The sequence below is a fragment of the Amycolatopsis lexingtonensis genome (assembly GCF_014873755.1).
In the GTDB taxonomy this organism is placed as follows: domain Bacteria; phylum Actinomycetota; class Actinomycetes; order Mycobacteriales; family Pseudonocardiaceae; genus Amycolatopsis; species Amycolatopsis lexingtonensis.
The window spans coordinates 10,258,646-10,285,169 of sequence record NZ_JADBEG010000001.1 but is presented as its reverse complement, the minus strand read 5'-3'; the positions used below and the strand labels follow the sequence as shown (position 1 = coordinate 10,285,169).

Genomic DNA, 26,524 nt, shown 5'->3' with positions numbered 1-26,524 from the left:
GAAGGCCCCGGCTCCGGCCGGGGCCTTCTTCGTGTCCGGGGTCAGCGGTCGCCCTTGGCCGCCGCGACCTCGAGGACCGCGCGTTCCAGCGCGTAGCCCGGGTCCGCCGCCACGCCCTTGACCTCGGCGTTCAGTCGCGCGACCACTCGCATGGCCGTGGCAAGGCCGTCCTGGTTCCAGCCGCGGGATTGACCCTGCGCCTTGCGGATCTTCCACGGCGGCATGCCCAGCTCGCCCGCCATCTGGTTCGGGTTGCCGCGCCCGGCACCCGAGACGCGGGCGATCGTGCGGACCGCGTCGGCCAGCGCGTCGGCCACCAGGACGTGCGGGACCCCGAGCTGCATCGCCCAGCGCAACGACTCCAGCGCCGCCGAACGGTCGCCGCTGACCGCCTTCTCCGCGACCGCGAACCCGGTCACGTCGGCGCGGCCGCGGTGGTACCGGTGGACCGCATCGGCGTCGATCGTCCCGCCCGTGTCGGCCACCAGCTGGTTGGCCGCCGAGGAGAGTTCACGCAGGTCGGAGCCCACGGCGTCGATCAGCGCGGCGACCCCGGCCGGCTCGATCTTGCCGCCCGCCCGGCGCACCTCGTGCCGAACGAACTGCTCGCGCTCGGCCGGCTTCGTCAGCTTCGGGCACTCCGCGATCTCGGCCCCGGCCTTCTTCAGCGCCGCCGGGAGCGACTTGCCCGCCTTGCTGCGGCCGCCGCCGGTGTGGATGACGACGAGCACCACCCCGTCCGCCGGGTCCTTCAGGTAGGACGCCACGGCGTCGGCCAGCTCCTGCGAGATGTCCTGAGCCGATTCGAGGACGATCACGCGGCCCTCGCTGAACAGCGACGGGCTCACCAGTTCGGCCAGCTCGGGCGCTGTGAGATCGGACACCCGGGCCCTGGTCAGCTCGGCTGTCGGGTCCGTCGCGCGGGCGGCGGCGAGCGTGTCGCGGACGGCCCGCTCGATCAGCAGTTCTTCGTCACCCAGCACCAGGTGCAGCGGGGCCGGGGCGGTGGCTTGCGCGGTCACCCCCGAATCCTCTCACCCGCGCCGCGGTGCGCCCGCTCCGGTGATGTCGGGCGGCCACCATGGCACGGTCCGAGCACGATGTCGTACGGTGTAGGCGAGGCGGCCCGCCCCGGAACACTCCGGCGTGCGCGCACCGACAACCGAATACCGCTCATCCAGAGGGGCAGAGGGAACGGCCCGACGAAGCCCCGGCAACCGGCGTACAGCCCGTCATCCCGCGATCGCGGGGTAGCTGACGACCACGGTGCCAATTCCGGCCCGCTTCGGCGGGGCAGATGAGGAAAGGAACCTCGCGATGACCGCAACCCTCGGCACGACCTCCACCACCAAGACCCCGGACCTCGGTCCCGCCGTCGAACTGGTGTCGAAGGAAGAGGGTCACCGGCAGCCGCTCGCCCCGGAATTCGTCTCCGCCGAAGACTTCTCGCCGCTCGAGGTCGCCTACGACTTCGGCCGCGTCCGCCGCGAAGACATCGAGGCCGGCCCCAAGAACATCTGGCGCTACAAGAAACTCCTCCCGGTTCCGTCCAATGTCGAAGAGATCCCGAACACCGAGCCGGGCGCGACCCGCCTGGTCCGCGCCGACCGCCTCGCCAAGGAACTCGGCCTCAAGCGCGTGTGGGTCAAGGACGACACCGGCAACCCGACGCACTCGTTCAAGGACCGCGTCGTCGCCGTCGCGCTCGCCGCGGCCCGCGAGTTCGGGTTCGAGGTGCTCGCGTGTCCGTCGACCGGCAACCTGGCCAACGCGACGGCCGCCGCCGCGGCCCGCGCCGGCTGGCGCTCGGTCGTGCTGATCCCGAAGACCCTCGAGCGCGCCAAGATCCTCACCACCGCGGTGTACGACGGCGACCTGATCGCGGTCGACGGCAACTACGACGACGTCAACCGCCTCGCCACCGAACTGGCCGGCGAGCACCCGAAGTGGGCGTTCGTGAACGTGAACGTCCGGCCGTACTACTCGGAAGGCTCGAAGACGCTGGCCTTCGAGGTCGCCGAGCAGCTCGGCTGGCGCATCCCGCCGCAGATCGTCGTGCCGATCGCCTCCGGTTCGCAGCTGACCAAGGTGGACAAGGGTTTCCGCGAGCTGGGTCAGCTCGGTCTCGTGGACGCCAGCCCGTACAAGGTGTTCGGCGCGCAGGCCACCGGCTGCTCCCCGGTGTCGGCTGCGTTCCGCGCCGGCCACGACGTGGTCCAGCCGGTGAAGCCGGACACCATCGCCCGCTCGCTCGCGATCGGCAACCCGGCCGACGGCCCCTACGTGCTCGACGTCGTCAACCGCAGCGGCGGCGCCATCGAGGACGTCACCGACGAAGAGGTCGTCGAAGGCATCCGGCTGCTGGCCCGCACCGAAGGCATCTTCACCGAGACGGCGGGCGGGGTCACCGTCGCCACGGCGAAGAAGCTCGTCGAGACCGGCAAGCTGGACCCGGACGCCGAGACCGTCCTGCTGATCACCGGCGACGGCCTCAAGACCCTCGATGCGATCGAGAACCACGTGGGCCCCAAGGCGATCGTGCCGCCATCGGCCGCCGCCGTGAACGAGGCTCTCGGCTACTGACGTCCGCGGCGCCCGGGGCGAGCCGCTTGGCGCGCCCCGGGTTCAGCGGCGAGGCGGGCCACGGGGTTCGCCCCGCCGTGCCACCGCCGGACCCGCCGCGTCCGCGACGACCGCCGTGTCGCCGTCGGCGTCGGTCCGGGTGACGAGCGCACCGAGCGCCGTCAGAGTGTCCAATGTGGACTTGCTCGGGTGGCCGTAGGTGTTGCCGGCGCCCACGCTGACCAAGGCCACCCGCGGCGCCACCGCCGCGAGGAACGACGGCAGCGAGTAACGCGAACCGTGGTGGGGGACTTTCAGCACCTCCGCTTTCAGATCACCGATGTCGGCCAGCAGGTCGGCCTGCGCGGCCAGCTCGACGTCGCCGGTCAGCATGACCCGGCCCGCCGCCGTTTCCGCGCGCAGCACGACCGAGCTGTTGTTGATGGCCGTGCCGTCCTGGACCGCCGGGCGCGCCGGGACGTACCGCGGCCCCAGCACGTCGAGCGACAAGCCGGGCCAGGCCAGCCGCTCCCCCGGGCTCAGCTCCGCCAGCGGCACCGCCTGCCGGGCCGCTTCCGCGGCGACCTGCCGCCACGCCCACTCCGGCGCCCGCCCCGGCCCGACGGCGATCCCGCCGACCGCCCGGCCCTCGAAGACCGAAGCGAGCCCGCCGATGTGGTCGGCGTGCAGGTGGCTCAGCACCAGCAGCGGGATCCGGTCGACGGCCAGCCGGTGCAGGCATTCGTCGACCGGCCCCGGTTCGGGCCCGGTGTCCACGACGACGGCCCGCCCGGGCTCGGCGGTCGCCAGCACCACCGCGTCACCCTGGCCGACGTCGCACTCGACCACCGCCCAGTTCCGCGGCGGCCACGCCGGAGCCAGCACCCGGACCGGCACGACCACCAGCAGGGCGACGGCGGCCAGGACCGCCAAGAGCAACCGCACCCGCCGGCGACGGGCGGCCAGCACCAGCAGCCCGAGGACGCCGGCGGCCAGGAGCCCGCCCCACCAGCCGCCCGGCCAGGCGATGACCGCACCCGGGGCCCGCGCGCCGTGCCGCGCCACCGTGATCAGCCACCGGGCTTCGGGATCGGCGAGGTGCACCAGGAACTTCCCGCCACCGGGCCACCACGGGCCGACGACCGTCGCCAGCACGCCGAGCACCGTCGCCGGGGCCACCACGGGTGCCGCCAGCACGTTGGTCAGCACCGAAACCAGGCTCACCGATCCCGCCATCCCCGCGAGCACCGGCGCTGTCACCAGGAAGGCCGCCAGCGGGATCGCCAGCCCTTCCGCGACGCCCGGCGGGACCCCGCGGCGGATCAGCCCACCCGCCCAGCGCGGCGCCAGCAGCACCAGCCCGGCGGTGGCGCAGACCGACAGCGCGAACCCGAAGTCGGTGGCCATCGCCGGATCCACCACGACGAGCAGGCACACCGCGAACGCCAGCGCCGGCAGCGCCGAACCCCGCCGGCCCAGCGCCAGTGCCAGCAACGCCACCGCCGCCATGACTCCCGCCCGCAGCACGCTCGGCTCCGGCCCGACCAGCACGAGGAACCCCGCCAGGCAGGCCCCGGCCGCCACCGCCGACAGCCGCGGCCCGAGCCGCAGCAAGCGAAGCAGCAGCAGGACCGCGCCACAGGCCACGGCGAGGTTGCCGCCGCTGACCGCGGTGAGGTGGGCGAGGCCCGCGGTGACGAACTCCTGCTCGACGCGGGGCGACAGCCCGCTCGTGTCGCCCAGGACCAGCCCCGGCAGCAGGCCGGCGGGTTCGTCCGGCCAGGCCTGGCACAGGTCGTGGAGGCCGCTGCGGAGACCGGCCGCGGTCCGCTGCCACCACGGCGCCGGGCCGGGCTCCCCCGGCGGGCCGCGCACCGAAAGCACCGCCACGGTCAGGTCCGAGCCGCGTGGCGGCATCAGCAGCCCCGGCGCCGTCACTTCCTGGCCCGGGAGCAGCGCAGCCCACTGGGCGACCGGAGCCAGCAACAGGACGCGCCCGGCCGACAGCACCGGCCGCCCGTCGACCGACGCAGTGCGGACGTCGGCCGCCAGCACCACTGACCGGGCACCGGCCTGGCGGTCGGCGTAACCCGCGCCGCGCACGGGCTTGGGCCGTTCGGCGACGACCACCCGCAGCACCGCGGGCAGGCCTTGGGCCGCTTCGGCCCGAAGGGGATCCTGCTGCGCGTCGCGGATCCGCCAGGCGACCGGGCCGGCGGCGACGAGCCCCAGCACGAGCAGCGCCGCCGCCGCGCCGAGCGCCCGGGGACGATCGCGGGCCCGCCAGAGCACGACCCCGGCGAGGGCCGCCGAGGCGAGCCCGGCGGCGACGGCCGTCCACCAGCCGAGGAGCAAGCCGACGAGCGCGGCTAGCCAGCACGCCAGCGCCGCCGGAACGAGACGCAGGTCCTGCCGGGTGTCGGTCGCGGGGAAGGTGCTCATCCGACCGTCACCTTCTCCCGCAGTTTCTCGAACTTGCTTTCACCGAGGCCGTCGACGTCACGCAGCTGCTCGATCTTCGTGAAGCCGCCGTGGTCGGTCCGCCACTGGACGATCCGCTTCGCCATCACCTCGCCGATGCCCGGCAACGTGTCCAGCTGGTCCGCGGTCGACGCGTTGAGGTCGACCTTCCCGCTCTCCGCGGGCTCGCCGGGAACGGCGGCGGGCGCCGGGACGCCGACCGCGAGCTGTTCGCCGTCGGCCACCTTGCGGGCGAGGTTCAGCCCGGAGACGTCCGCGCCGGGTTCGGCCCCGCCGGCCGCGCGGAGCACGTCCGCGACGCGGGCGCCCGGGGGCACGGTGACCAGCCCCGGTGACCGGACGCGCCCGATCACGCTGACGACCAGGCCGGCCTGGGGCGCGGCCCGCGCCTCCGCCGCCGGTTTCGCGCTCGGCAGCGCGGGCAGCGGCTCGGGTGCCGGACGGCCGCCGAAGAGCGCGACCGCACCGAGGACGATCACCACGACCGCGGCGAGGACGCCGGCGAGCGCCCACCGGCGGCGACCGGGACCGGCCGAGCCGCCCGGCAGCCAGCGCCGGACCAGCCGGCCACCCGGCCCGACCGTGCTCGCATCGGGCGAGAGCTGGTCGGCCAGCCAGGAGAGCCGGTCGTTGACGGGAGGGCCCGGATCCCGGGCGGACTGCTCGAACACACGATCGACGTTAGGGCGCGCGGGGAGGCGTCCGACAGGGGTGGCGCCGCGTCCTGTGGACAACCGGGGTGTTGTGGACGGATTGCCCCGGCCCGGTCCGGGAACGGCCGTTTCCGTCGTACCCGGGTGGCATGCTGGCGGGTTCGGCTAGCTCCGGGACGGGACCGTGCGTTGGACGACCACACCCAGCACCCCGGGCCCGGTGTGCGCCCCGATCACCGCGCCCAGCTCGGAGACCACGCAGCCCGCCGAGCGCGGCACCGCTTCCTCGAGCCGGTTCGCCAGTTCGACCGCCCGCTCCGGCGAGGCGAGGTGGTGGACGGCGAGCTCGACGTCGTCTTCGGCCGCCGCTTCGGCCGCGAGCTCGACCAGCCGCGCGATCGCGCGGTTCATGGTGCGGACCTTCTCCAGCGGCAGGATGCGGCCGTCGGCCATGTGCAGCACCGGCTTCACCGCGAGGGCGGTGCCGAGCAGCGCCGCCGCCGGGCCGATCCGCCCGCCGCGGCGCAGGTGGTCGAGGGTTTCCACGACGAACAGGGTCGACGAGCACCCGGCGGCGGTCACCGCCGCGGCCTCGACATCGGCCGCCGAAGCCCCCGCGCACGCGGCCGAAGCGGCGTGCAGTGCCGCGAACCCCAGCCCCATCGCCGTGGTCCGCGAATCGACCACGCGGACCCGGTCGGGCCCCACTTCCTGGGCCGCCAGCACCGCCGCTTCCCACGTGCCCGAAAGCTCTCGCGACAGGTGGACCGAGACGATCGAGTCCGCGCCGTCGGCGAGCGCCGCGCGGTACTCCTCGACGAACTCGGTGGGTGTCGGCCGGGACGTCGTGACGATCTTGCGCTGCTTCATCGCTTCGGCGACCGCCGCCGGCCCGGTCTCGACACCGTCGAGGGAGACGACGCCGTCGACGAGGACGTGCAGCGGCACCACCCGGACCGCGTGCCGTTCGGCGAAGCCCTCCGGCAGGTGGGCGGTGGAATCCGTGACTACGGCGACCGACACGCCGTCAGCCTACGTGGCCGGGGGCCAGCACCGGCGCCAGCAACACGGACATCGCGTCGCCCACCGCCGCGTGTCCTTTCCAGCCCCAGTGCATGCCGTCCGGGTTGCCCTCGCCGCTCAGGACGTGCTCTCCGACAACGGCTTCGAGGTCGAGCAGGGGGACGTTCGCCCGGGCGCCCCACGCCGCCATCGCGGCCGCCGCGGCCGGCCGCGCGGTGTGCACGCCGCCGTACGCCGCCGCGCGGTGCACCGACGGCAGCATCCCGAAGACCGGCAGTTCGGGCCGCAGGGCGCGCAGCGCGCCCACGGCGGTGTCGAGGTACTGCACGGTGAGCTTGGCCGGCAGCACCGTCGGCCGGCCGCGGAACGCGACCGAAAGCCGGGGCTGTGCGGCGAGGTAGGCCTTGCGCACCACCCGCCGGAGGGGGTCGGGCCGCAGGTACCGCAGCCCGGTGCGCAGGTAGGTCGGCAGCGGTGACGGCAACGTGTCCATGCTGCCGACCGCGAACACGACGGCGTCGACGTGGTGCAGGTCGGCCCACACGCGCGGGTCGCCGGTCAGCGACCACCAGGCGTCGCGGGCGTTCCAGCCGATTCCGGCGACCAGGTCGGCGGTGCCACCCAGCGCGGCGGCCGCGACGTTCGGCCACAACCGCGGTTCGTCCGCGGCACAGGGTCCTTCGGGACCGTGAAAGCTCAGCGAATCGCCGAACACCAGCAGGCGCGGCCCCATCGGTTAGCCGTGCATCCCCGCGTTGTAGGCGTTCAGCCGCCAGTTGCCGTCGCGCATGCCGAGCTCGACCCAGTGGCAGTTCGAGATCCCGCCCAGCGAAGGCCAGATCGCGACCGGCAGGTTCAGCAGCCGGGCGGTGAGCGCGATGATCAGCCCGCCGTGCGCGGCGAGCAGCACGGTGTCGCCGACGTCGGAGTTGGCCTGCTGCAGGTCGGCGACCACTTCGCCGGCGCGGTCGGCGACGTCGACGCGGTTCTCCCCGCCCGGCGGGGCCCAGGTCGCGTCGGTGCGCCAGCGGTCGCGTTCACCGGGGTAGGCCTCGTCGACCTGCGCGCCGGTGAGCCCCTGCCATTCGCCGAGGTGCGTCTCGCGCAGGCGCTTGTCGATGCGCAGCGGGACGCCGATGGCGTCGGTGAGCACGGTGGCCGTGTCGGTGGCGCGGCGCAGGTCGGATGCGATCACGAGGTCCGGCGAGAACCGGGCCAGCGCGGGCACGGCGAACCGGGCCTGGTTCCAGCCGCGCGGGGTCAGCGCCGAATCCAGGTGACCCTGCATCCGCCCGGCGGCGTTGTAGTCCGTCTCGCCGTGGCGCCAGAGCACGAGCCGCCGCGGGCTCACGGGACGTCCGGGTCCTCGTCGGCGGGTGGCTCCTCGAGACCGGCCACCTCGATGCGCGGGCAGTCCTTCCACAGCCGCTCGAGGCCGTAGAACGTGCGCTCTTCGACGTGCTGGACGTGCACGACGACGTCGACGTAGTCGAGCAGGACCCAGCGCCCTTCGCGGGCGCCTTCACGGCGGACCGGCTTGTGGCCGCTCTCCCGCAGCTTCTCTTCGACGTTGTCGACGATCGCGCCGACCAGGCGCTCGTTGGACGCGGAGGCGATGACGAAGGCGTCGGTGATGACGAGCTGCTCGGACACGTCCAGCACGACTACGTCGCTGGCCTTCTTGTCCGCCGCCGCGTGTGCGGCCGCTACGGCCAGCTCTCGTGCCTCGGACGTGGCTGCCACGGTGCTCCTTCACAGATCGGGTTCGCCCGAGAAGGGTACCCGCCGGGACCAGCGGGCTTTCAGTCGCTCTTCCGGTACAGGTCCTTTTTGGCGATGTAGCGGACGACGCCGTCGGGCACGAGGTACCAGACCGGCTCCCCGCGTTCGACCCGGTCGCGGCAGCCGGTCGACGAGATCGCCATCGCGGTGACCTCGACAAGGCTGACCTTCCCGCTGGGCAGGTGGTGGGAGTTGAGCCGGTAGCCGGGCCGCGTGACGCCGATGAAGTGCGCGAAGTCGAACAGCTCGTCCGCCTTGTGCCAGGTCAGGATCTGTTCGAGCGCGTCGGCGCCGGTGATGAAGAAGAGCTCGTCGTCGGGGTATTCGGCGTGCAGGTCTCGGAGGGTGTCGACGGTGTAGGTCTGGCCGCCGCGGTCGATGTCGACGCGGCTGACCGAGAACACCGGGTTCGACGCGGTCGCGATGACCGTCATCAGGTAGCGGTCCTCGGCCTTGGTCACCTCGCGGCCGGTCTTCTGCCACGGCTGCCCGGTGGGGACGAAGATCACTTCGTCGAGCCCGAACCGGGACTGGACCTCGCTGGCCGCGACGAGGTGGCCGTGGTGCACGGGGTCGAAGGTGCCGCCCATGACCCCGATCCGCCGTGGTGACATGAACCGGGAGCCTATACATCGCGCGCGCGGGACGCCGGGTGCTGTTCGCCACCTCCCTCGACCGGGCAGTACATGTGATTCAGGTCACATAACCACCCGTATTCGACACGAACGGTCCGTTCGCGACGCCGCCGATTCCCGGTTCGTCGGTGCCATGGGGTAGACGTGGGGACGTGGACACCACCGGCACCACCCCAGCACTCCGCGACCGCGCCGAAACCCTCCTCCGGGCACTGGCCGGCGACTCGGCGACGCTGCGCGAAGACCAATGGACGGCCATCGAGGCCCTGGTCGCGCACCGGCGCCGGGCGCTGGTCGTGCAGCGCACCGGGTGGGGCAAGTCGGCGGTGTACTTCCTGGCCACGGCGTTGCTGCGGGAGCAGGGAAGCGGGCCGACGGTCATCGTCTCGCCGCTGCTCGCCCTGATGCGCAACCAGATCTCGGCGGCGGCCCGCGCCGGGATCCACGCGGCGACGATGAACTCCGCGAACCCCCAGGAGTGGGACCAGGTCCAGGCGGCGGTAGCGGCCGGCGAGGTGGACGTCCTGCTGGTCAGCCCCGAACGGCTGAACAACCCCGACTTCCGCGACAACGTGCTGCCGAAGCTGACCGCGAGCACCGGCCTGCTGGTGGTCGACGAGGCGCACTGCATCTCGGACTGGGGCCACGACTTCCGGCCGGACTACCGGCGCCTGCGCACGCTGCTGGGCGACCTCCCGGAAGGCGTGCCGGTGCTGGCGACCACGGCGACCGCGAACGACCGCGTGGTCACCGACGTCGCGGAACAGCTCGGCCTCGGCACCGGCGGCGACACGCTCGTGCTGCGCGGCAGCCTCGACCGGGAGAGCCTGCGGTTGTCGGTGTGCCGGCTGCCGACGTCGCAGGCGCGGCTGGCGTGGCTCGCCGAGCACCTGGCGGAGCTGCCGGGGTCGGGGATCATCTACTGCCTGACCGTCGCGGCGGCGCACGACGTGGCGGCGCTGCTGAAGGACCGCGGGTACCCGGTGGCGGCCTACACCGGCAAGACCGACCCGGCCGACCGGCAGGCGGCCGAGGACGACCTGCTCGGCAACCGCGTCAAGGCGCTCGTCGCGACTTCCGCGCTGGGCATGGGTTTCGACAAGCCGGACCTCGGGTTCGTCGTGCACCTCGGCGCGCCGTCGTCGCCGATCGCCTACTACCAGCAGGTCGGCCGCGCCGGGCGTGGCGTGGAACGCGCCGAAGTCGTGCTGCTGCCCGGTGAGGAGGACAAGGCGATCTGGGCGTACTTCGGGTCGCTTGCCTTCCCCGACGAGCTGCGGGTGACGCAGGTGCTGAACAGCCTCGCCTACGCCGACCGTCCCCTTTCGACGGCCGCGCTCGAGCCGTCCGTGGAACTTTCCCGCTCCCGCCTGGAAATGGTGCTCAAGGTGCTGGACGTCGACGGCGCGGTCCGGCGCGTCAAGGGCGGCTGGACGAGCACGGGCGAGGAGTGGCAGTACGACCGCGGCCGGTACCGGCGGGTCGCGGAGGCGCGCGACCGCGAGCAGGAAGCGATGCTCGGCTACCTCGCGACCGACGGCTGCCGGATGGAATACCTGCGGCGACAGCTCGACGACCCCGATGCGGCGCCGTGCGGGCGGTGCGACAACTGCACCGGGCAGCACTGGGACACGACGGTGGCCGACGAGGTCGTCGACGCGACCCGGGAACGCCTGCAACGGCCCGGGGTCGAGGTCGCCCCGCGGAAGCAGTGGCCCACCGGGATGTCCTCTTTGGACGTTCCGGTGTCCGGCCGGATCTCGGCCGACGACCAGGCCGAGCCGGGCCAGGTGCTCGGGCGGCTCACCGACGTCGGCTGGGGCAACCGGCTGCGGGAGCTGGTCGGCCCCGGAGCCCGGGACGTCGAGGTACCCGACTCGGTGTTCAAGGCCTGCGTCCAGGTGCTGGCGGGCTGGCAATGGGCACAACGGCCGGTCGCGGTGGTCGCCGTCCCGTCGGAGACGCGGCCACAGCTCGTGTACAGCCTCGCGACGCGGCTGTCCGAGATCGGCAAGCTGGACTTCCTCGGCGCGCTCGACGCGGAAGGGCCACCGCCGCGGCAGGCCAACAGCGCGCAGCGGCTGGCCGACCTGTGGCGGCGGATGAGCATGCCCGCTGACCTCGCCGCCACGCTTCCGGCGGGGCCGATTCTGCTGGTGGACGACGTCATCGACACCGGCTGGACGATGACGCTGGCCGCGCGGCTGCTGCGGCGGGCCGGGGCACCCGCCGTGCTGCCGTTCGCGCTGGCCAGCACGGCGTGAGGGGAGGGTCGCAGACGCTGAGCTGAAGTAAACCCTTCGTCGCCGTCCGGTCACGCTCGCTACGCTGCGGGCTCCGCGACCTGAGCCGAAGGAGGGACACCGTGCACACCGCCGACGTTACCGAGGAGCTGGCGCGCCGCGTGGTGGCCGCCGCCGGCCGGGCGCTGGACATCGACCTGACGCCGGAGCAGGCGCTGATCCAGGCGTCACCGCGGGAGGGCGTCGACTACCAGGCGAACCTCGCGATGAGCCTCGGCAAACGGCTCGGCCGCCCGCCGCGCGAGGTCGCCGGGCTGATCGCCGGGGCGCTGGAGCTCGACGGCATCGCGGATCCGCCCGTGGTGGCCGGGCCCGGTTTCCTCAACTTCGCGCTGCGCAAGGAATGGCTGGAGACGCGCGTCGCCGCGGTGCTCGGCGATCCGCGGCTCGGCGTGCCGGAAACCGCCGCGCCACGGCGGATCGCGCTCGACTACAGCAGCCCGAACGTGGCCAAGGAGATGCACGTCGGGCACCTGCGGACGTCGGTGATCGGCGACGCCCTCGCGCGCCTGCTGCGGTTCGCCGGCCACGAAGTGCTGCCGCACAACCACCTCGGCGACTGGGGCACGCCGTTCGGGATGCTCATCGAGCACCTGCTCGACGTCTCGGCCGGCCGGAGCGGCATCGCCGACCTCGACGCCTTCTACCGTGAAGCGCGCCGGAAGTTCGACACCGACGAAGCGTTCGCGACGAGGGCGCGCGAACGGGTCGTGCTGCTGCAAGGCGGCGACGAAGGGACGCTCGCCGTCTGGCGGGAGCTGATCGCGGAGTCGACGCGGCACTTCGACGAGGTCTACGCGCTGCTCGGCATTTCGCTGACGGACAAGGACATCTACGGCGAGAGCTTCTACAACCCGTACCTCGCCGCGGTGGTCGACGACCTCGAAAATGCCGGGCTGACCGAGGTCAGCGACGGCGCCGTCTGCGTGTTCCCCGAAGGTTTCCGCAACCGCGAAGGCGACCGGCTGCCGCTGATCGTCCGCAAGCGCGACGGCGGTTACGGGTACGCCGCCACGGACCTGGCGACCGTCCGGTACTGGACGGCCGAACGCGGGGCGACCGACCTGCTCTACGTCGTCGGGGCGCCGCAGGCCCAGCACTTCGCCATGGTGTTCGCCGTCTGCCGCGCGGCGGGCTGGCTGACCGGGCACGCCGAGCACATCGGGTTCGGCACGGTCCTCGGCGCGGACGGCAAGACGATGCGGACCCGGTCCGGCGAGACCGTCAAGCTGGCCGACCTGCTCACCGAAGCGGTGGCGCAGGCCGCCGCGGTCGTCGCCGAACGCAGTGAGCTCGACGCGGCCGGGCAGGCCGAAGTCGCTCGGGCCGTGGGCATCGGCGCGGTCAAGTACGCGGACCTGTCCGGGGACCGCGAACGCGACTACGTCTTCGCCTGGGACCGGATGCTCGCCAAGGAGGGCAACACCTCGGTGTACCTGCAGTACGCGCACGCGCGGACGCGGTCGATCCTCCGGAAGGCGGGCGAGCAGCCCGGTGGTGTGGCAGTCACCCTGGAAGCGCCGGCGGAACGGGCGCTCGCGCTGAAGCTGCTCCGCTTCGGCGAAGCGCTGAAGGCCGCGACGAACGGCTACGCGCCGCACAAGCTGTGCACGTACCTGTACGAGACGGCGGTCGCGTTTTCCCGGTTCTTCGAGGAATGTCCGGTTCTGAAGGCGTCTTCACCGTCACTGCGCGCGTCACGGCTGATGTTGACTACGCTGACGTCGCAAACGCTCGCGCTCGGGCTCTCGCTGCTCGGCATCGAAGCGCCCGACCGGCTCTAGCGGAGACCACTGTGGAACTGCCCGCCGACCTCCTCGCGTTGCTGCGCGAACCCAGCCTCTGCTTCCTGGCGACGTCGATGCCGGACGGCTCGCCGCAGCTGACCCAGACCTGGGTGGACACCGACGGGACGCACATCCTGGTCAACACCGTGCTGGGGCACCAGAAGCAGCGCAACATCGAGCGCGACCCGCGGGTGGCCCTCAACATCGCCGACCGCGACCGGCCGTCGCGGTACTACGCGATCCGCGGACGGGTCGTCGATTCGACCGAGGAAGGCGCTGTCGAGCACATCGAGGAGCTCGCGCAGCGCTACCTCAGCGGGCCGTACCCGTGGTGGGGCGGGCGGGACCAGACGCGGTTGCTGCTGACCGTCAAAGCGGATCGGATCACCCCGACATGATCATCATCTCCGGCTGGCTCGCGGTCGCACCCGAAGCGCGGGACGCCTACCTGGCAGGCTGCGCCGAAGCCGTACGGCTGGCGCGGGAAGCACCGGGCTGCCTCGAATACTCGCTGGGCGCCGACCTGCTCGACACCGGCCGGATCACCGTGTACGAGCGCTGGGAGTCCGACGAGAACCTCGAGCGTTTCCGCGGGTCCGGGCCGTCGGACGAGCAGTCGGCGCAGATCCTCGACGCCTCGGTGGCGCGCTACCGCATTTCGGCGGTCGAAGCGCCGTGAGCCGCTAGCAGCGTCACCAGTTCCTCGGCCAGGCCGCGGCCGATCGGCTCGCGCGTCGCCAGCAGGCGGTACCAGAGCGCGCCGAACACGACGTCGATCACCGTGCCGGGAGCGACGCCCGCGGGCAGTTCGCCGCGCTCGGCGGCGCGGTCGACGATCGTGCCCAGCGCTTCGCGGCGGCGGTACAGGAAGTCATCGCGGAACCGCTGGCCGAACTCCGGGTCGAGTTGTGCCTGCGCCATGAGCGCGCAGAGCGTGTCCGCGACCTGGCTCTTCTCCCCCAGTTCGAACGTGCTGCCCAGGAAGCGCCCGAGGTCGGCGCGGAACGACCCCTCGTCGGGGATCGGGATCTGCAGGTCGGCCTTCGTCGCGAGCGCGTCGAGCAGGACGTCGGCCTTCGACGGCCACCAGCGGTAGATCGTCTGCTTGCCGACGCCCGAGCGCGCGGCGATGCCCTCGACGGTCAGCGTGCCGTAGCCCGCCTCCGCGACCAGGTCGAGCGTGGCGGCGAGGATCGCCAGCCGGCTCTGCTCACTGCGCTTGCGGCCGGGACGGGACTGGTCGGTCATGGGATCCGATGGTACCGTCGATTTCGAAACGAGACGTACCGGTTCGAAATGGGGAACAACGCATGAGCATCGCTCTCGTCGCCGGCGGCACTTCGGGCATCGGCCTGGCAACCGCGCAGCGGCTGCACCGGCAGGGCTACGAAGTCCACATCACCGGCCGCGGCAAGGAGCGCCTCGACGACGTCGCGGCGAGCGACCCGGAGCTGACCGGCCACCAAGCCGACGGCGGCGACGCCACGGCGATGGCCGCGCTGGCGTCGTCGCTGGGTACGGTCGACGTGCTGGTGGTGAGCCTTTCCGGCGCCGAAGGCATGGGACCGATCGATTCGCTGGACCTCGACGTGCTGCGGCGGGCGTTCGACGCGAAGTTCTGGGCGCACCTGACGACGATCCAAGCCGTCCTGCCGAACCTGGCGACCGATGGCTCGATCACACTGCTCAGCGCGATCACGGCACGGGCGGCGATGCCCGGGACGGCGGGGATCGGCGCCCTGAACGCGGCCATCGAAGCACTGGTCAAGCCGCTGGCGGTGGAGCTGGCACCCCGGCGGGTCAACGCGGTCTCGCCGGGCGTCGTCGACACGGCTTGGTGGAGCGGCTTCCCGGCCGAGATGCGGGAGGGGTTCTTCGCCCAGACCGCGGCTTCGATCCCGGCCCGGCGGGTCGCGACGGCCGACGACGTGGCCGAGGTGGTGGCGCTGGCGGCGACGAACGCCAACCTGACGGGCACGATCCTGGAAGCCGACGGCGGCGCGCGCTTGGTCTCGCTCGGCTGACGCGGGTCGGCACTTTCACGTGAAAGTGCCGGGGTGGGCTAGCGGCGCAGGGGGACCAGGTCGTCCGCGTGGACGACCTCGCGTCGCTGCTCCTCCGGCAGTTCCGGGGTGGAGCGGCCGATCAGGTCCGGGAGTTCCGTCGCGTCGAACGCCACCACTCCCCGGGCCACCGCGCGGTCCTTCGCGTCCACCAGGTCCACCACGTCGCCGGCCTGGAAGTCGCCCTCCACGCCGGTGATGCCCGCGGCCAGCAGGGACCGGCGGCGGCGGACCACCGCGGTCACCGCGCCGTCGTCCAGGCGGAGCTTGCCGGTCGTGTCGGCCGCGTAGCCCAGCCAGAAGCGGCGGGCGGACAGGCGGGTGTCCGCGGGGGCGAACGCGGTGCCGGGGGAAGCCGTGGTCAGGGCGGCGGCAGCTTCCGAAGCCGCGGCCAGCAGGACCGGGATGCCCGCGCCCGCCGCGGTGCGGGCGGCCGCCAGTTTCGAGACCATGCCGCCCGTGCCCAGGCCGGAGCTGGACATGCCGACCGAGATTCCGTCCACATCGGACTCCGACAGGACTTCGGTCAGCTTGCGGGTGGCGCCGTCGCGCGGGTCGCCGTCGTAGAGACCGTCCACATCGGACAGCAACAGGAGCGCGTCCGCGCCGATCAGGTGGGCCACCAGTGCCGCCAGGCGGTCGTTGTCGCCGAAGCGGATTTCCTCCGTGGCCACGGTGTCGTTCTCGTTGACCACCGGGACCGCGCCGAGGGCCAGCAGCCGCGAGAACGTGCGCTGCGCGTTGCGGTAGTGGGACCGGCGGACGACGTCGTCGGACGTCAGCAGCACCTGCCCGACCGTCAGCGAATACCGCCCGAACGATTCGGCGTAGGCGTGCGCCAGCGCCAGCTGGCCGACGCTCGCCGCCGCCTGCTGGGTCGCGAGGTCACGGGGCCGCTTGCCGAGCGAGAGCGGGGCCAGGCCGGCGCCGATCGCACCCGAGGACACCAGGACGATCTGGGTGTCGCGGGCGACGCGCTCGGCGATCGCGTCGACCAGCGCGTCCAGGCGGGCCACGTCGAGGCCGCTGCCCGCGGTGGTCAGCGCCGACGAACCGACCTTGACCACCAGGCGGCGTGCCGCCGCGATGGCCTGCCGCGTGCCGCTCACTCGCCGGTGTCCTGGTCGTCGAACTCGCCCGTGCCCTCGCGCCGGACGCGGCGGGCTTCCTTGCGCTCCGACGCGCCGACGCGGTCGGAGCGCTCCAGCCGGACGTCGGTGCCGCGCCCGGACAGGTGCATCGCGACGCTCGGCGTCGACGGCTCCCACTCGAACTGGACGTCGCCGATCGTGACCGGGCTGCCGGGCTTCGCGCCGAGCTTCGCCAGCTGCTCCTCGACGCCGAGGCGCTCCAGCCGGTCGGCGAGGTAGCCGACGGCCTCGTCGTTGGCGAAGTCGGTCTGGCGGATCCAGCGCTCCGGCCGGGTGCCGCGCACGATGAACGCGCCCTCTTCCTCCGGGTCGACCTCGACGGTGAACCCGGAGTCGTCGACCGCGAGCGGCCGCAGGACGATCTTCTCCGGCTCCAGCACCGGCTGCGCCTCGCGGTACTTCTCGACGATCGCCGCGAGCGCGAAGGTCAGCTCGCGCAGGCCCTTGCGGGACGCGGTCGAGACCTCGAAGACCTGCAGCCCACGGGCTTCCAGCTCCGGCCGGACGAACTCGGCGAGCTCGGCGGCCTCCGGGACGTCGATCTTGTTGAGGACGACGACGCGCGGGCGCTCCTCGAGCTTCCCGCCCAGGCTCGGCGTGTACTTCGCGAGCTCGGCCTCCAGCGCGTCCACATCGGACAGTGGGTCGCGGCCGGGCTCGAGGGTGGCGCAGTCGACGACGTGCACCAGTACCGCGCAGCGCTCGATGTGGCGGAGGAAGTCGAGGCCGAGGCCCTTGCCTTCGGACGCGCCGGGGATCAGGCCGGGCACGTCGGCCATCGTGAAGACCGTGTCGCCGCCGGTGATGACGCCGAGGTTCGGCACGAGCGTGGTGAACGGGTAGTCGGCGATCTTCGGCTTGGCCGCGGACAGCACGGAGATCAGCGACGACTTGCCCGCGGACGGGAAGCCGAGCAGGCCGACGTCGGCGACCGAGCGCAGCTCCAGGGTCAGGTCGCGGCTCTCGCCCGGCTCGCCGAGCAGCGCGAACCCGGGGGCCTTGCGGGCCTTCGACGCGAGCGCCGCGTTGCCGAGGCCGCCGCGGCCGCCCTGGGCGGCGACGAACGTGGTGCCCGGGCCGATCAGGTCGGCGACGAGCTCGCCGTCTTCGGTGAACACGACGGTGCCGGAGGGCACCTTCATCACCAGCGTCTCCCCCGCCGCGCCCGCGCGGTTGCCGCCCTGGCCCAGCTTGCCGTTGCCGGCCTTGGCGTGCGGGCGGAAGTGGAAGTCCAGCAGGGTGTGCACGTTCGGGTCGACGACCAGCAGGACGTCGCCGCCGTTGCCGCCGTTGCCGCCGTCCGGGCCGCCGAGGGGCTTGAACTTCTCGCGGTGCACCGAGGCGCAGCCGTTCCCACCGTCACCCGCGGTCAGGTGGATGACCGCGCGGTCCACGAACCGGGACGCCATGACTTGCCTCTTTCACTCGCACTGCGACATACAAAGATGGGGATACACAAAACAAACGAGGGGTGGCACCGGATATTCCGGCCCCACCCCTCGTCAGAGGTCTAACGACGACCGAAGGCTCAGGCTTCGGCCGGCACGACGATGTTGACCGTCTTGCGGCCACGCTTCTCGCCGAACTGGACCGCACCAGCGGCCAGGGCGAACAGCGTGTCGTCGCCGCCACGGCCGACGTTCACGCCGGGGTGGAACTTGGTGCCGCGCTGGCGGATCAGGATCTCGCCCGCGTTGACTTCCTGGCCGCCGTAGCGCTTGACGCCGAGGCGCTGCGCGTTCGAGTCACGACCGTTGCGGGAGCTGGAAGCACCCTTCTTGTGAGCCATAGCCCAATCCTCTTTCTAGCGAAGATCCGGAGAAGTTCTTACTTGGAGATGGCGGTGACCTCGACGCGGGTCAGCTTCTGCCGGTGACCCTGACGCTTGTGGTAGCCCGTCTTGTTCTTGAACTTGTGGATCCGGATCTTCGGACCCTTGGTCTGCTCGACGACCTTGCCGGTGACCGAGACCTTCGCCAACGCGTCGGCGTCCGTGGTGACCTCGCCACCGTCCACGAACAGCACGGCGGGAAGGATGTGCTCGGTGCCCGGCTCGCCCTCGAGCTTCTCGACCTCGACGACGTCGCCGACGGCCACCTTGTACTGCTTGCCGCCGGTCTTGACGATCGCGTACGCCGACACGGAAGTCTCCTGCATTACTCGACAATGGGTGGGGGCCCGCGCGACCGGCCCACCCGAAAGGAAGGCGGTCCTGGACTCGCGCAGCGACCTGCTCTGGTGGCAGGCCGTACTACAGGTTACGTGGGGTGCCCCGGTGCGTTACCACCGGGGTCCCCTAGTTGTTCACTTGCTCTGGTCCGAGGCGTGCACCGGCGGGCCCGCGGGCCGCGACGCCGCCCGGCGCGGACGGCGCCGGGTGGAGCGCGCGGCCGGTTCGGGCACGCTGACCTCGGGTTCGGCGACCGGCTGAGCGGCCTCCGAAGACTCGTTGACCGGCTCTTCCGCCGGTTCCGGCGCCGGCGACTGCTCGACCGCCGGCTCCTCGTCCTGCGGCACCGGGGCCTCGTCGGCCTCGGTGGTCACCGGGGTGCCGGCGACCTCCTGAGCAGGCACCGCGGGCGGCTCGGCCGTCACCGGCGTCTCGTCCGCCTCCGTGGTGGCCGGGACGTCCGCGACCTCCTTGGCGGGCTCCGGGACGTGGCCGTTGACGCCGTGGTCGTGCTCCTTGGCGGCCTTCGAGGCGTTCGCCATCGCCGCCACCGCCGACGCGATCGACTCGCGCTGCTCCGGCGACGGGACCGCGTGCACCTCGGCCTTGGCGGCTTCGGCCGGCTCCTTGGCGGCCTCCTCGCCCTTGCCACGGCCGCGCGACCGGCGGGAGCTCTTCTCCCCGCCGCCGTTGCCACCGTTGCCGCTGCCGCCGCCGTTGCCGTTCCCGCCGTGGGAGTGCGCCGGAGCGCCGCCCGTGCGCTGCACCTCGGTCGAGACGAGCACGCCCCGGCCCTTGCAGTGCTCACACGGCGTCGAGAACGCCTCCAGCAGGCCGGTGCCGATCTTCTTGCGGGTCATCTGCACCAGGCCCAGCGAGGTGACCTCGGCGACCTGGTGGCGCGTGCGGTCGCGGCCGAGGCACTCGGTCAGGCGGCGCAGCACCAGCTCGCGGTTCGACTCGAGCACCATGTCGATGAAGTCGATGACGATGATGCCGCCGATGTCCCGAAGCCGGAGCTGGCGGACGATCTCCTCCGCCGACTCCAGGTTGTTGCGGGTCACCGTCTCCTCGAGGTTGCCACCCGATCCGGTGAACTTGCCGGTGTTGACGTCGATGACCGTCATCGCCTCGGTGCGGTCGATGACCAGGTAACCGCCGCTCGGCAGCCAGACCTTGCGGTCGAGGGCCTTGGTGATCTGCTCGTCGATCCGGTGGTCGGCGAACGCGTCGCCGGTGCCGGTGTAGCGCTTGAGCCGCTCGGTCAGCTCCGGGGCGACGTGCCGGACGTAGTCGTTGATCGTCTCCCAGGACCGGTTGCCCTGGATCTCGAGCATGGTGAAGTCCTCGGTGAAGAGGTCACGCACGACCTTGACCAGCAGGTCAGGCTCTTCGTAGAGCATGGTCGGCGCGCCGCCCTTCTTGCCGGAACCGGCGGCGGCCTTCTCCTTGATGACGTCCCACTGCGCCTTCAGGCGGTCGACGTCGCGGCCCAGCTCCTCCTCGCCGATGCCCTCGGAGGCGGTGCGGATGATGACGCCCGCGTCCTCCGGGACGATCCGCTTGAGGATGTCCTTGAGCCGGCGGCGCTCGTTCTCCGGCAGCTTGCGGGAGATGCCGGTGGCGCCGCCCGCCGGCACATAGACGAGGAAGCGGCCGGGCAGCGAGATCTGCGTCGTCAGCCGGGCGCCCTTGTGCCCGACCGGGTCCTTGGTGACCTGGACCAGCACGGAGTCGCCGGTGGACAGCGCCTGCTCGATCTTGCGGGCCTTGCCCTCGAGGCCGGCGGCGTCCCAATCGACCTCACCGGCGTACAGCACGGCGTTGCGACCACGGCCGATGTCGATGAACGCGGCTTCCATGCTCGGCAGCACGTTCTGGACGCGGCCGAGGTAGACGTTGCCGACGATCGAGCCGGAGCCCGACTGCGTCACGAAGTGCTCGACCAGCACGCCGTCTTCGAGCACGCCGATCTGCGTCGAGTCGCCCTTCTCGGCGACGACCATCGTGCGCTCGACCGACTCGCGGCGGGCGAGGAACTCGGCCTCGGACAGGATCGGGGCGCGGCGGCGGCCCGCCTCGCGGCCGTCACGGCGGCGCTGGCGCTTGGCCTCCAGGCGGGTCGACCCGCGGACGCTGCGCACCTCGTCGCGCGCCGGGCGCTCGCGCTCGGCCTGCTCGGCCTTGGCCTGGCGGACGTGCGTGACGGTGTTGGGCGGGTCGTCGGTGGTCTCGGCGTCGTCGCCGTCCGAGCCCTTGCGGCGACGGCGGCGGCGACGGCGCTTGCTGCCGCCTTCGCCCTCGTCGTCGCTGTCGGACTCCGCGGCGGGACCGGCGGCTTCCTCGGCCTCTTCGGTGTCCGCTTCGGGCTTTTCGTCGCCGTTGCGGCTCCGGCGGCGCGGCTGCGGCTCTTCGGCCTGGTCGTCGTCGTTTTCGGTGCCTTCGTCGCTGCCGTCGGCGCCCTTGCCGCGGCCCCGGCCACGACGGCCACGGCGGCGGCGACGGCGGCTGCCGCCGTCCTCGTCGTCACCGTCGGCCCCGGCGTCGGTCGCGGGAGTGGTGTCTTCGGCCTCTTCTTCCGCGGCGGGCGCGACCTCAGCGCGGGGCTCGGGCTCCGCGAACGGGTCGGCCGGCTTGCGGGCCGGCTTGACGGCGCGCTCGGCCGGCTCCGGCGGCAGGAAGACCGGCGACGGCGCGGCGAACACCGGCAGGTGGGCGCGGGTCTTCTGGCGCGGGCGCGGCTTCTCGGCCTCGGCGGCCGGCACCTCGGGCACCGGCGGGACCGCGGGGGCGGACGGGGCCTGGCCGGCGTCGCGGCCACGGCCGGTGGATCGGCCCTGATCGGCGCTGCCACGACCGGCGGGCTGGCCCTGGTCGGCGTCGGCCCCGGCGGCGGAAGCCTGACCGGTGGTGGCGGGCGCGGCGGCGTCTTCGCCGGTGGGCGCGGTCGGCTGGCCGCCCTCGGCCGGGGCGAAGGCCTCGGCCACCTTGAGCGCCACGTCCCTGGTCACGCTCGACTGTGCGCTGCGCACGCTTTCGCCCAGCTCGGCGAGCTTGGCGAGGATGTCCCGGCTGTGCGACTCGAGCAGCTTGGCCAGCGCGTGCACCCGGATCCGGGCGGGCAGGTCGGCCAGCGGGCCGGTCGTGGGTGTGGCGGGATTCCCGCCGGTGTGCTCGGCGGGTGTTTCCGCGTTCGACATGTTTCTCCTCCGCCCCCGGGCGCGTCTGCCGGTTCGCACCGGCAGGGACGCGGCCGCGCAGGGGCCCCTTTCTGTTCGTTCCGCCGTGGTGGTCACCAGCGGCGGGAATCCTTGCCCGACGACCGGGCGCCGCACCACCGCTTCCGGTGGGACGCAACCCGGTCAAAGGTCTGCTCGGCGGCGTGCGTGACCCACTCGCGGCCCCCGGGCCGCCCGCCACGTCGTCCAGCCGCCCGGTTCACGGGCGGCGACGCGCCGCGGGAGTTCATGCACATCACCGGGCCGAAACACCGCGGGCAGCACCTCTCACGTGCGCCCCGCGGCCCAGCGGCCACCCCGAGTATCCCACACCGGGTGACCACTCCGGTGTACTCGGTACCTCCCGCAGGCGTCCGGGCGCGCCGCGGGGGCCACCGGCCGGGCGAACTTGGCCGCAGCGCTTGTCCGCCGGGCACGGGGTGGCTACCGTGCGGCTCGGGGTGGCCGGATCGATCGCGCGCACCGGCACCCGCGGTACCTGCATCCGGTGGGAGGTCCGGTGTCCCTGCTGGCGCGGCCGCTGCGGGCGGCCGTGTGCACCGTCCTGGTGCTTTCGGGATGCGTCACCGCCGGTCCGGCGGTGGCCGACGAGCCCGGCTGCGCCCACGGACGGTCGCTTCGCTACGTCGTCACCTTCGACCGCGGTACCACCGAGTCCGCGGCTCGCGGGCGGATCACCGGCGCGTGCGGCGCCACCACCGTGTACTACCCGCAGATCGCCGTGGCGGTCGCGACCTCCGGCGACCCGGGCTTCGGCGAGCGGATCGGGCTCGACCGGGCGTTCAGTGCCCAGGCCGAGCGGCTGGCCGCGCAGCGCGCCTCGGACCCGGTGAAACCCCAGCCGGCGCGCGCAGCGCTGCCCCGGACCGACCCCGCGAAGGTGCCCACCGCCGACTTGAGCGCGCAGCAGTGGGACATGCGGATGATCAACGCGGGCCGGGCGCGCGGCTTCACCGGCGGCAGCCGCGACGTCGTCGTCGGCGTGCTCGACTCCGGCGTCGACCCGGACCACCCGGACCTCGCCGCCGCGCTCGACCCGGACGACTCGGCCGGCTGCCTGACCGGCGCTCCCGACCCCTCGCCGGCGGCATGGGCGCCGACGACGTCGGTGCACGGGACGCACGTGGCGGGCATCATCGCCGCGGCCGACGACGGGCGGGGCGTGACCGGAGTGGCGCCCGGGGTGCGCGTGGCGTCGGTGAAGGTGATCGACGACCGCGGCTACGCCGACCCCGAAGCCGCGGTGTGCGGGCTGATGTGGGCGGCGTCACGGCACATGCGGCTGACGAACAGCAGCTTCTTCGTGAACCCGTGGACGCTCTCGTGCATCCGCGGCAACGACCGCGGCGTCGTCCACGAGGCACTGGCGCGCGCGGTGGAGTACAGCACGTCGGCGGGCACGCTGAACGTCGCGGCGGCGACGAACGAAGCCGTCGACCTGACGCCGTCGGCCCGGTCCGGCTCGCCGGGCGCGGGCAGCGGCTGCGAAGCCCTGCCGGCCGGGCTGCGGGACGTCGTCGCGGTGTCGGCCGTCGGTTCGGACCGGGTCAAGGCGGGCTACAGCTCGTACGGCCTGGGCGTGATCGATGTCACCGCGCCCGGCGGCGAGACGGGCGAGTGCGTCCTGTCGACCGTGCCGGGCGGGTACGCGCCGCTGTGCGGGACTTCGATGGCGGCGCCGCACGTCACCGGGGTGCTGGCGCTGCTGGCCTCCCGCGACCCCGCCGCCCGCCCGCGGCAGCTGCGCCGGACGCTCGAGGCAGAGGCGACGCCGATGGCGTGCCCGGCCGACTACGACCTGACCGGCGACGGCACGCAGGACGCGTACTGCGCCGGGTACGAGGGCTACAGCGGGTTCTACGGGCACGGGATGGCGGACGCGCTGGCGGCCGTCGCGCCGAAGGGGCGCCCGGACCCGGCTCGCTGAGCGTCACGTCAGCAGCAGCTTGGCGATGCGGCGTGTCGACGCCCAGAGGCCCACTCCTCCCAGGATCAGCAGGTACGCCAGGTTGATCAGCATCGAGCCGGAGAGCAGGCCCGTCGCCAGGCCGCGCATCAGCTCGATCGCGTGGTAGAGCGGGAGGCAGCGGACCACCCACTGCAGCGGCTCCGGGTACACCGACAGCGGGAAGAACGTCGTCGCGAACAGGAACATCGGGGTCAGGCCCAGCTGGATGTAGTCGAACTGGGCCGTCGAACGCAGGAACGTCACCAGCGCCATGCCGATCGCCGAGAAGGCCAGGCCGACCAGCAGCGCCGCCGGGACCATGAGCAGGGCCCACCAGGACGCCAGCAGGCCCATCGCCGCCGCGATCGCCAGGAACGCCACCGCGTAGAGGCCGCCGCGGGTGATCGCCCAGCCGATTTCGCCGAGGGCCACGTCCAGCGGGCCGATCGGGGTGGCCAGCAGCGCGTCGTACAGCTTCGCGTAGCGCAGCTTGAAGAACAGGTTGTACGTCGATTCGAAGACGGCGCCGTTCATCGCCGACGTCGCCAGCAGGGCCGGGGCCACGAACGCGACGTAGCTCATCGGGTGCCCGTCCGGGCCGGCCACCTCGGTGACCAGCCTGCCGAAGCCGAGCTGGAACGCCAGCAGGTACAGGAACGGCTCGACGGCGCCGGACAGGAAGATCAGCCAGCTGCCGCGGTAGACCATGACCGAGCGCTCGACGAGCATGCGCGCGCGGCCGGCGTAGAGCCCGGGCGGCAGCACCCGCAGCAGCAGCCCGGCGCGCCGCGGTGGGGCCTGGACGCTCACCATCAGACCACCAGCCTCCGGTAGAAGGCCCGGTGCGCGAGCGCCCACCCGGCCGCGAACAACGCCACCAGCACCGCGAAGTGGCCGAGCATCGCCCAGCCGCCGACCCCGCCGACGCTCACGCCGCGGGCCAGCTGCGTGCCGTGCCACAGCGGGGAAAGCCAGGCCAGCCAGCGGATCGCGGCCGGCAGCTGGGTGATCGGGAAGAACGTGCCGGAGAACAACGTCATCGGCATCACGACGAAGCGGAAGATCAGCCCGAACCGCTGGCCCTCGTCGAACGTCCGCGCCGCCAGCGCGGCCATCGGCGTGGTGCAGGCGAGGCCGGTGACGGTGCCCGCGAGGATCACCAGCAGCACCCCGGGTCCGGTCCAGGCGCCGAAGAACAGCGCGACGAAGGCGTAGATCACGCCCGCGAGCGTCAGCCGCAGCGCCGACCAGATCAGGTGGCCGCCGAAGACCTGGCCCGGGGACACCGGGGTGGCCGTGACGGCGAGGTATTCCTTCTGCCACTTGAACCCCGACAGGACGGGGTAGCTCGACTCGCCGACCGCCTGCTGGGCGGCCCCGGCGGCGAGCAGGGCCGGCGCGATGTACTGGAGGTAGGTCAGGCCGCCGGTGACCGCGCCCGGGCGCACCTGCGAGCCGAAGCCGAGGCCCATCGCGGCGAGGAACAGCACCGGTTGCAGGCCGGTGGAGTACAAAGTGGACACCCAGTGGCGGCGGTACCAGGTCCAGCGGCCTTCGACTTGCAGCCAGGCGCCGTGCCACTTGCCGACCACCCGGCCGGTCGATTCGACGGTGGTCACGCCGACCTCCGAAACCCGGCTTTCCGAACCCGCGCCGAACGCGCGGGGGTCCGGGGGCGTGCCCCCGGGCGGGGTGTGGGGGCTGCGCCCCCACAGAACACCTTGACGAGGGTCATCGGCGAGCGCTTTCCGCGAGCACGTTCGTCTCCCATCCCGAGTCAGTCCACCAGCGTCCGGCCGGTCAGCCTCAAGAAGACGTCCTCCAGCGAACTCCGGCGCACCAGGCTCGACAGCGGGCGCACCCCGCGGGCGTGCGCGTGTTCCAGCGCGGCCTCGCCGTCGTCGCTGTACATGAGCACCCGGTCCGGCAGGATCTCCACGCGCTCCGCCAGCCCTTCGACCTGCTGGGCCGCCGCGGTCTGCTCCCCCGAGGCGAAGCGCAGCTCGACGACCTCGCGGGTCGAGTAGCGCTTGATCAGATCCGACGGGGAGCCCTCCGCCGCGATGCGGCCGTGGTCCATCACCACCAGCCTGTCGCAGAGCTGCTCGGCTTCGTCCATGTAGTGCGTCGTCACGATCAGCGTCGTGCCCTGGGCCTTGAGGCGGAACAGCCGGTCCCACAGCAGGTGCCGGGCCTGCGGGTCGAGGCCCGTCGTCGGCTCGTCGAGCAGCAGCAGTTCCGGGTCGTTGACCAAAGACCGCGCGATCGTCAGCCGCCGCTTCATGCCGCCCGAGAGGGGGTCGACCTTGTCGTCGGCCCGGTCCGTCAGCTGTGCGAACTCCAGCAGCTCCTCGGCCTTGCGCCGGGCCGCCGCCCGTGACAGGCCGAAGTAGCGGCCGTAGATCAGCAGGTTCTCCCGGACCGTCAGCTCGACGTCCAGGTTGTCCTGCTGCGGCACCACGCCCAGGCGCGCGCGGATCCGCGGCCCGGCGACCTCCGGGTCGGCGCCGAGCACGCGCAGATCGCCGTCCGTGCGGGGCGACACGCACGCGATCATCCGCATGGTCGACGACTTCCCGGCGCCGTTGGGCCCGAGGAAGCCGAACGCCTCCCCGCGCCGCACTTCGACGTCGATCCCGCGCACGGCCTCGAACCCGCCGAAGCGCTTCACGAGCGCCTTGGCCTGCACCAGTGCCGGTTCCCGGTCCTCCGATTCGTCCACCCCCC

24 protein-coding genes and 1 riboswitch are annotated in these 26,524 nt (G+C 72.8%); of the genes, 7 read left to right on the top strand and 17 right to left on the bottom strand.

Annotation, left to right across the window (positions count from 1 at the left end; all coding sequences use genetic code 11):
* Positions 1 to 41: 41 nt before the first annotated feature.
* A complete protein-coding gene (gene holA / locus H4696_RS47260) occupies positions 42 to 1,022 on the bottom strand; it encodes a DNA polymerase III subunit delta (RefSeq protein ID WP_086863465.1) in 981 nt (326 codons plus the stop codon).
* Between the two features lie 148 nt (positions 1,023 to 1,170).
* A riboswitch (SAM riboswitch) is annotated at positions 1,171 to 1,304 on the top strand.
* Positions 1,305 to 1,317: 13 nt separating this feature from the next.
* Between holA and thrC the strand changes: the two genes are divergently transcribed.
* Positions 1,318 to 2,583, top strand: coding sequence for a threonine synthase (thrC, locus tag H4696_RS47255; RefSeq protein ID WP_086863466.1), 1,266 nt, complete (start codon positions 1,318 to 1,320; stop codon positions 2,581 to 2,583).
* A gap of 42 nt (positions 2,584 to 2,625) precedes the next feature.
* Here thrC and H4696_RS47250 read toward each other — a convergent pair whose 3' ends face one another.
* From H4696_RS47250 to nadD, 7 genes are all read right to left on the bottom strand, one after another.
* A complete protein-coding gene (locus H4696_RS47250) occupies positions 2,626 to 5,004 on the bottom strand; it encodes a ComEC/Rec2 family competence protein (RefSeq protein ID WP_192782929.1) in 2,379 nt (792 codons plus the stop codon).
* Positions 5,001 to 5,714, bottom strand: a complete 714-nt coding sequence (locus H4696_RS47245; protein WP_086857998.1) for a ComEA family DNA-binding protein — start codon at positions 5,712 to 5,714, stop codon at positions 5,001 to 5,003. The genes H4696_RS47250 and H4696_RS47245 overlap by 4 nt, the downstream gene beginning before the upstream one ends.
* 147 nt (positions 5,715 to 5,861) lie before the next feature.
* Positions 5,862 to 6,719, bottom strand: a complete 858-nt coding sequence (locus H4696_RS47240) for a DegV family protein (RefSeq protein ID WP_086857999.1) — start codon at positions 6,717 to 6,719, stop codon at positions 5,862 to 5,864.
* Between the two features lie 4 nt (positions 6,720 to 6,723).
* Positions 6,724 to 7,452 (bottom strand): diglucosylglycerate octanoyltransferase, encoded by a 729-nt coding sequence (gene octT, locus H4696_RS47235; protein WP_086858000.1) that lies wholly within the window; start codon positions 7,450 to 7,452, stop codon positions 6,724 to 6,726.
* A gap of 3 nt (positions 7,453 to 7,455) precedes the next feature.
* Positions 7,456 to 8,070 (bottom strand): histidine phosphatase family protein, encoded by a 615-nt coding sequence (locus tag H4696_RS47230; RefSeq protein ID WP_086858001.1) that lies wholly within the window; start codon positions 8,068 to 8,070, stop codon positions 7,456 to 7,458.
* Positions 8,067 to 8,462 carry a ribosome silencing factor gene (gene rsfS / locus H4696_RS47225; RefSeq protein ID WP_003067112.1) on the bottom strand — a complete coding sequence of 132 codons (396 nt, stop codon included), beginning with the start codon at positions 8,460 to 8,462 and terminating at the stop codon, positions 8,067 to 8,069. The genes H4696_RS47230 and rsfS overlap by 4 nt, the downstream gene beginning before the upstream one ends.
* Before the next feature lie 59 nt (positions 8,463 to 8,521).
* A complete protein-coding gene (nadD, locus tag H4696_RS47220) occupies positions 8,522 to 9,091 on the bottom strand; it encodes a nicotinate-nucleotide adenylyltransferase (protein WP_249026910.1) in 570 nt (189 codons plus the stop codon).
* Positions 9,092 to 9,288: 197 nt separating this feature from the next.
* Between nadD and H4696_RS47215 the strand changes: the two genes are divergently transcribed.
* The 4 genes from H4696_RS47215 to H4696_RS47200 all read left to right on the top strand — a co-directional run bounded on the left by H4696_RS47215 (position 9,289) and on the right by H4696_RS47200 (position 13,905).
* Positions 9,289 to 11,400: a RecQ family ATP-dependent DNA helicase gene (locus H4696_RS47215; RefSeq protein ID WP_086858003.1), complete on the top strand. Its 2,112-nt coding sequence runs from the start codon at positions 9,289 to 9,291 to the stop codon at positions 11,398 to 11,400.
* Between the two features lie 101 nt (positions 11,401 to 11,501).
* On the top strand, positions 11,502 to 13,223 hold the full coding sequence (gene argS / locus H4696_RS47210; RefSeq protein WP_086858004.1) for an arginine--tRNA ligase: 1,722 nt from the start codon (positions 11,502 to 11,504) through the stop codon (positions 13,221 to 13,223).
* A gap of 11 nt (positions 13,224 to 13,234) precedes the next feature.
* Positions 13,235 to 13,624, top strand: a complete 390-nt coding sequence (locus H4696_RS47205; protein ID WP_086858005.1) for a PPOX class F420-dependent oxidoreductase — start codon at positions 13,235 to 13,237, stop codon at positions 13,622 to 13,624.
* Positions 13,621 to 13,905 (top strand): putative quinol monooxygenase, encoded by a 285-nt coding sequence (locus H4696_RS47200; RefSeq protein WP_086858006.1) that lies wholly within the window; start codon positions 13,621 to 13,623, stop codon positions 13,903 to 13,905. The genes H4696_RS47205 and H4696_RS47200 overlap by 4 nt, the downstream gene beginning before the upstream one ends.
* Here the strand turns inward: H4696_RS47200 and H4696_RS47195 are convergent.
* On the bottom strand, positions 13,875 to 14,474 hold the full coding sequence (locus tag H4696_RS47195) for a TetR/AcrR family transcriptional regulator (RefSeq protein ID WP_086858007.1): 600 nt from the start codon (positions 14,472 to 14,474) through the stop codon (positions 13,875 to 13,877). The two genes, H4696_RS47200 and H4696_RS47195, sit on opposite strands and share 31 nt — an antisense overlap.
* A gap of 62 nt (positions 14,475 to 14,536) precedes the next feature.
* Here H4696_RS47195 and H4696_RS47190 point away from each other — a divergent pair, with 62 nt between their 5' ends.
* Positions 14,537 to 15,250, top strand: coding sequence for an SDR family oxidoreductase (locus H4696_RS47190; protein ID WP_086858008.1), 714 nt, complete (start codon positions 14,537 to 14,539; stop codon positions 15,248 to 15,250).
* Between the two features lie 38 nt (positions 15,251 to 15,288).
* Here H4696_RS47190 and proB read toward each other — a convergent pair whose 3' ends face one another.
* The 5 genes from proB to H4696_RS47165 form a co-directional block, all read right to left on the bottom strand.
* Positions 15,289 to 16,398 carry a glutamate 5-kinase gene (proB, locus tag H4696_RS47185; protein ID WP_086858009.1) on the bottom strand — a complete coding sequence of 370 codons (1,110 nt, stop codon included), beginning with the start codon at positions 16,396 to 16,398 and terminating at the stop codon, positions 15,289 to 15,291.
* Positions 16,395 to 17,849, bottom strand: a complete 1,455-nt coding sequence (gene obgE, locus H4696_RS47180) for a GTPase ObgE (RefSeq protein WP_086858010.1) — start codon at positions 17,847 to 17,849, stop codon at positions 16,395 to 16,397. The genes proB and obgE overlap by 4 nt, the downstream gene beginning before the upstream one ends.
* A gap of 119 nt (positions 17,850 to 17,968) precedes the next feature.
* Entirely contained in the window at positions 17,969 to 18,229 is a 261-nt protein-coding gene (gene rpmA / locus H4696_RS47175; RefSeq protein ID WP_020645663.1) for a 50S ribosomal protein L27, read from the bottom strand.
* Positions 18,230 to 18,267: 38 nt separating this feature from the next.
* Positions 18,268 to 18,582 carry a 50S ribosomal protein L21 gene (gene rplU / locus H4696_RS47170; RefSeq protein WP_086858022.1) on the bottom strand — a complete coding sequence of 105 codons (315 nt, stop codon included), beginning with the start codon at positions 18,580 to 18,582 and terminating at the stop codon, positions 18,268 to 18,270.
* Positions 18,583 to 18,744: 162 nt separating this feature from the next.
* Complete coding sequence (locus H4696_RS47165; RefSeq protein WP_086858011.1) at positions 18,745 to 21,810, bottom strand: translation initiation factor IF-2 N-terminal domain-containing protein; 3,066 nt, start codon at positions 21,808 to 21,810, stop codon at positions 18,745 to 18,747.
* 538 nt (positions 21,811 to 22,348) lie between these two features.
* Between H4696_RS47165 and H4696_RS47160 the strand changes: the two genes are divergently transcribed.
* Positions 22,349 to 23,776 carry a S8 family peptidase gene (locus H4696_RS47160; protein WP_086858012.1) on the top strand — a complete coding sequence of 476 codons (1,428 nt, stop codon included), beginning with the start codon at positions 22,349 to 22,351 and terminating at the stop codon, positions 23,774 to 23,776.
* 3 nt (positions 23,777 to 23,779) lie between these two features.
* Here the strand turns inward: H4696_RS47160 and H4696_RS47155 are convergent, their stop codons facing one another.
* From H4696_RS47155 to H4696_RS47145, 3 genes are all read right to left on the bottom strand, one after another.
* Positions 23,780 to 24,610, bottom strand: coding sequence for an ABC transporter permease (locus tag H4696_RS47155; RefSeq protein ID WP_086858013.1), 831 nt, complete (start codon positions 24,608 to 24,610; stop codon positions 23,780 to 23,782).
* Complete coding sequence (locus H4696_RS47150; protein ID WP_086858014.1) at positions 24,610 to 25,416, bottom strand: ABC transporter permease; 807 nt, start codon at positions 25,414 to 25,416, stop codon at positions 24,610 to 24,612. Before H4696_RS47150 ends, H4696_RS47155 begins: the two co-directional genes overlap by 1 nt.
* A gap of 158 nt (positions 25,417 to 25,574) precedes the next feature.
* Positions 25,575 to 26,519: an ABC transporter ATP-binding protein gene (locus H4696_RS47145; protein WP_086858015.1), complete on the bottom strand. Its 945-nt coding sequence runs from the start codon at positions 26,517 to 26,519 to the stop codon at positions 25,575 to 25,577.
* Positions 26,520 to 26,524 lie beyond the last annotated feature (5 nt).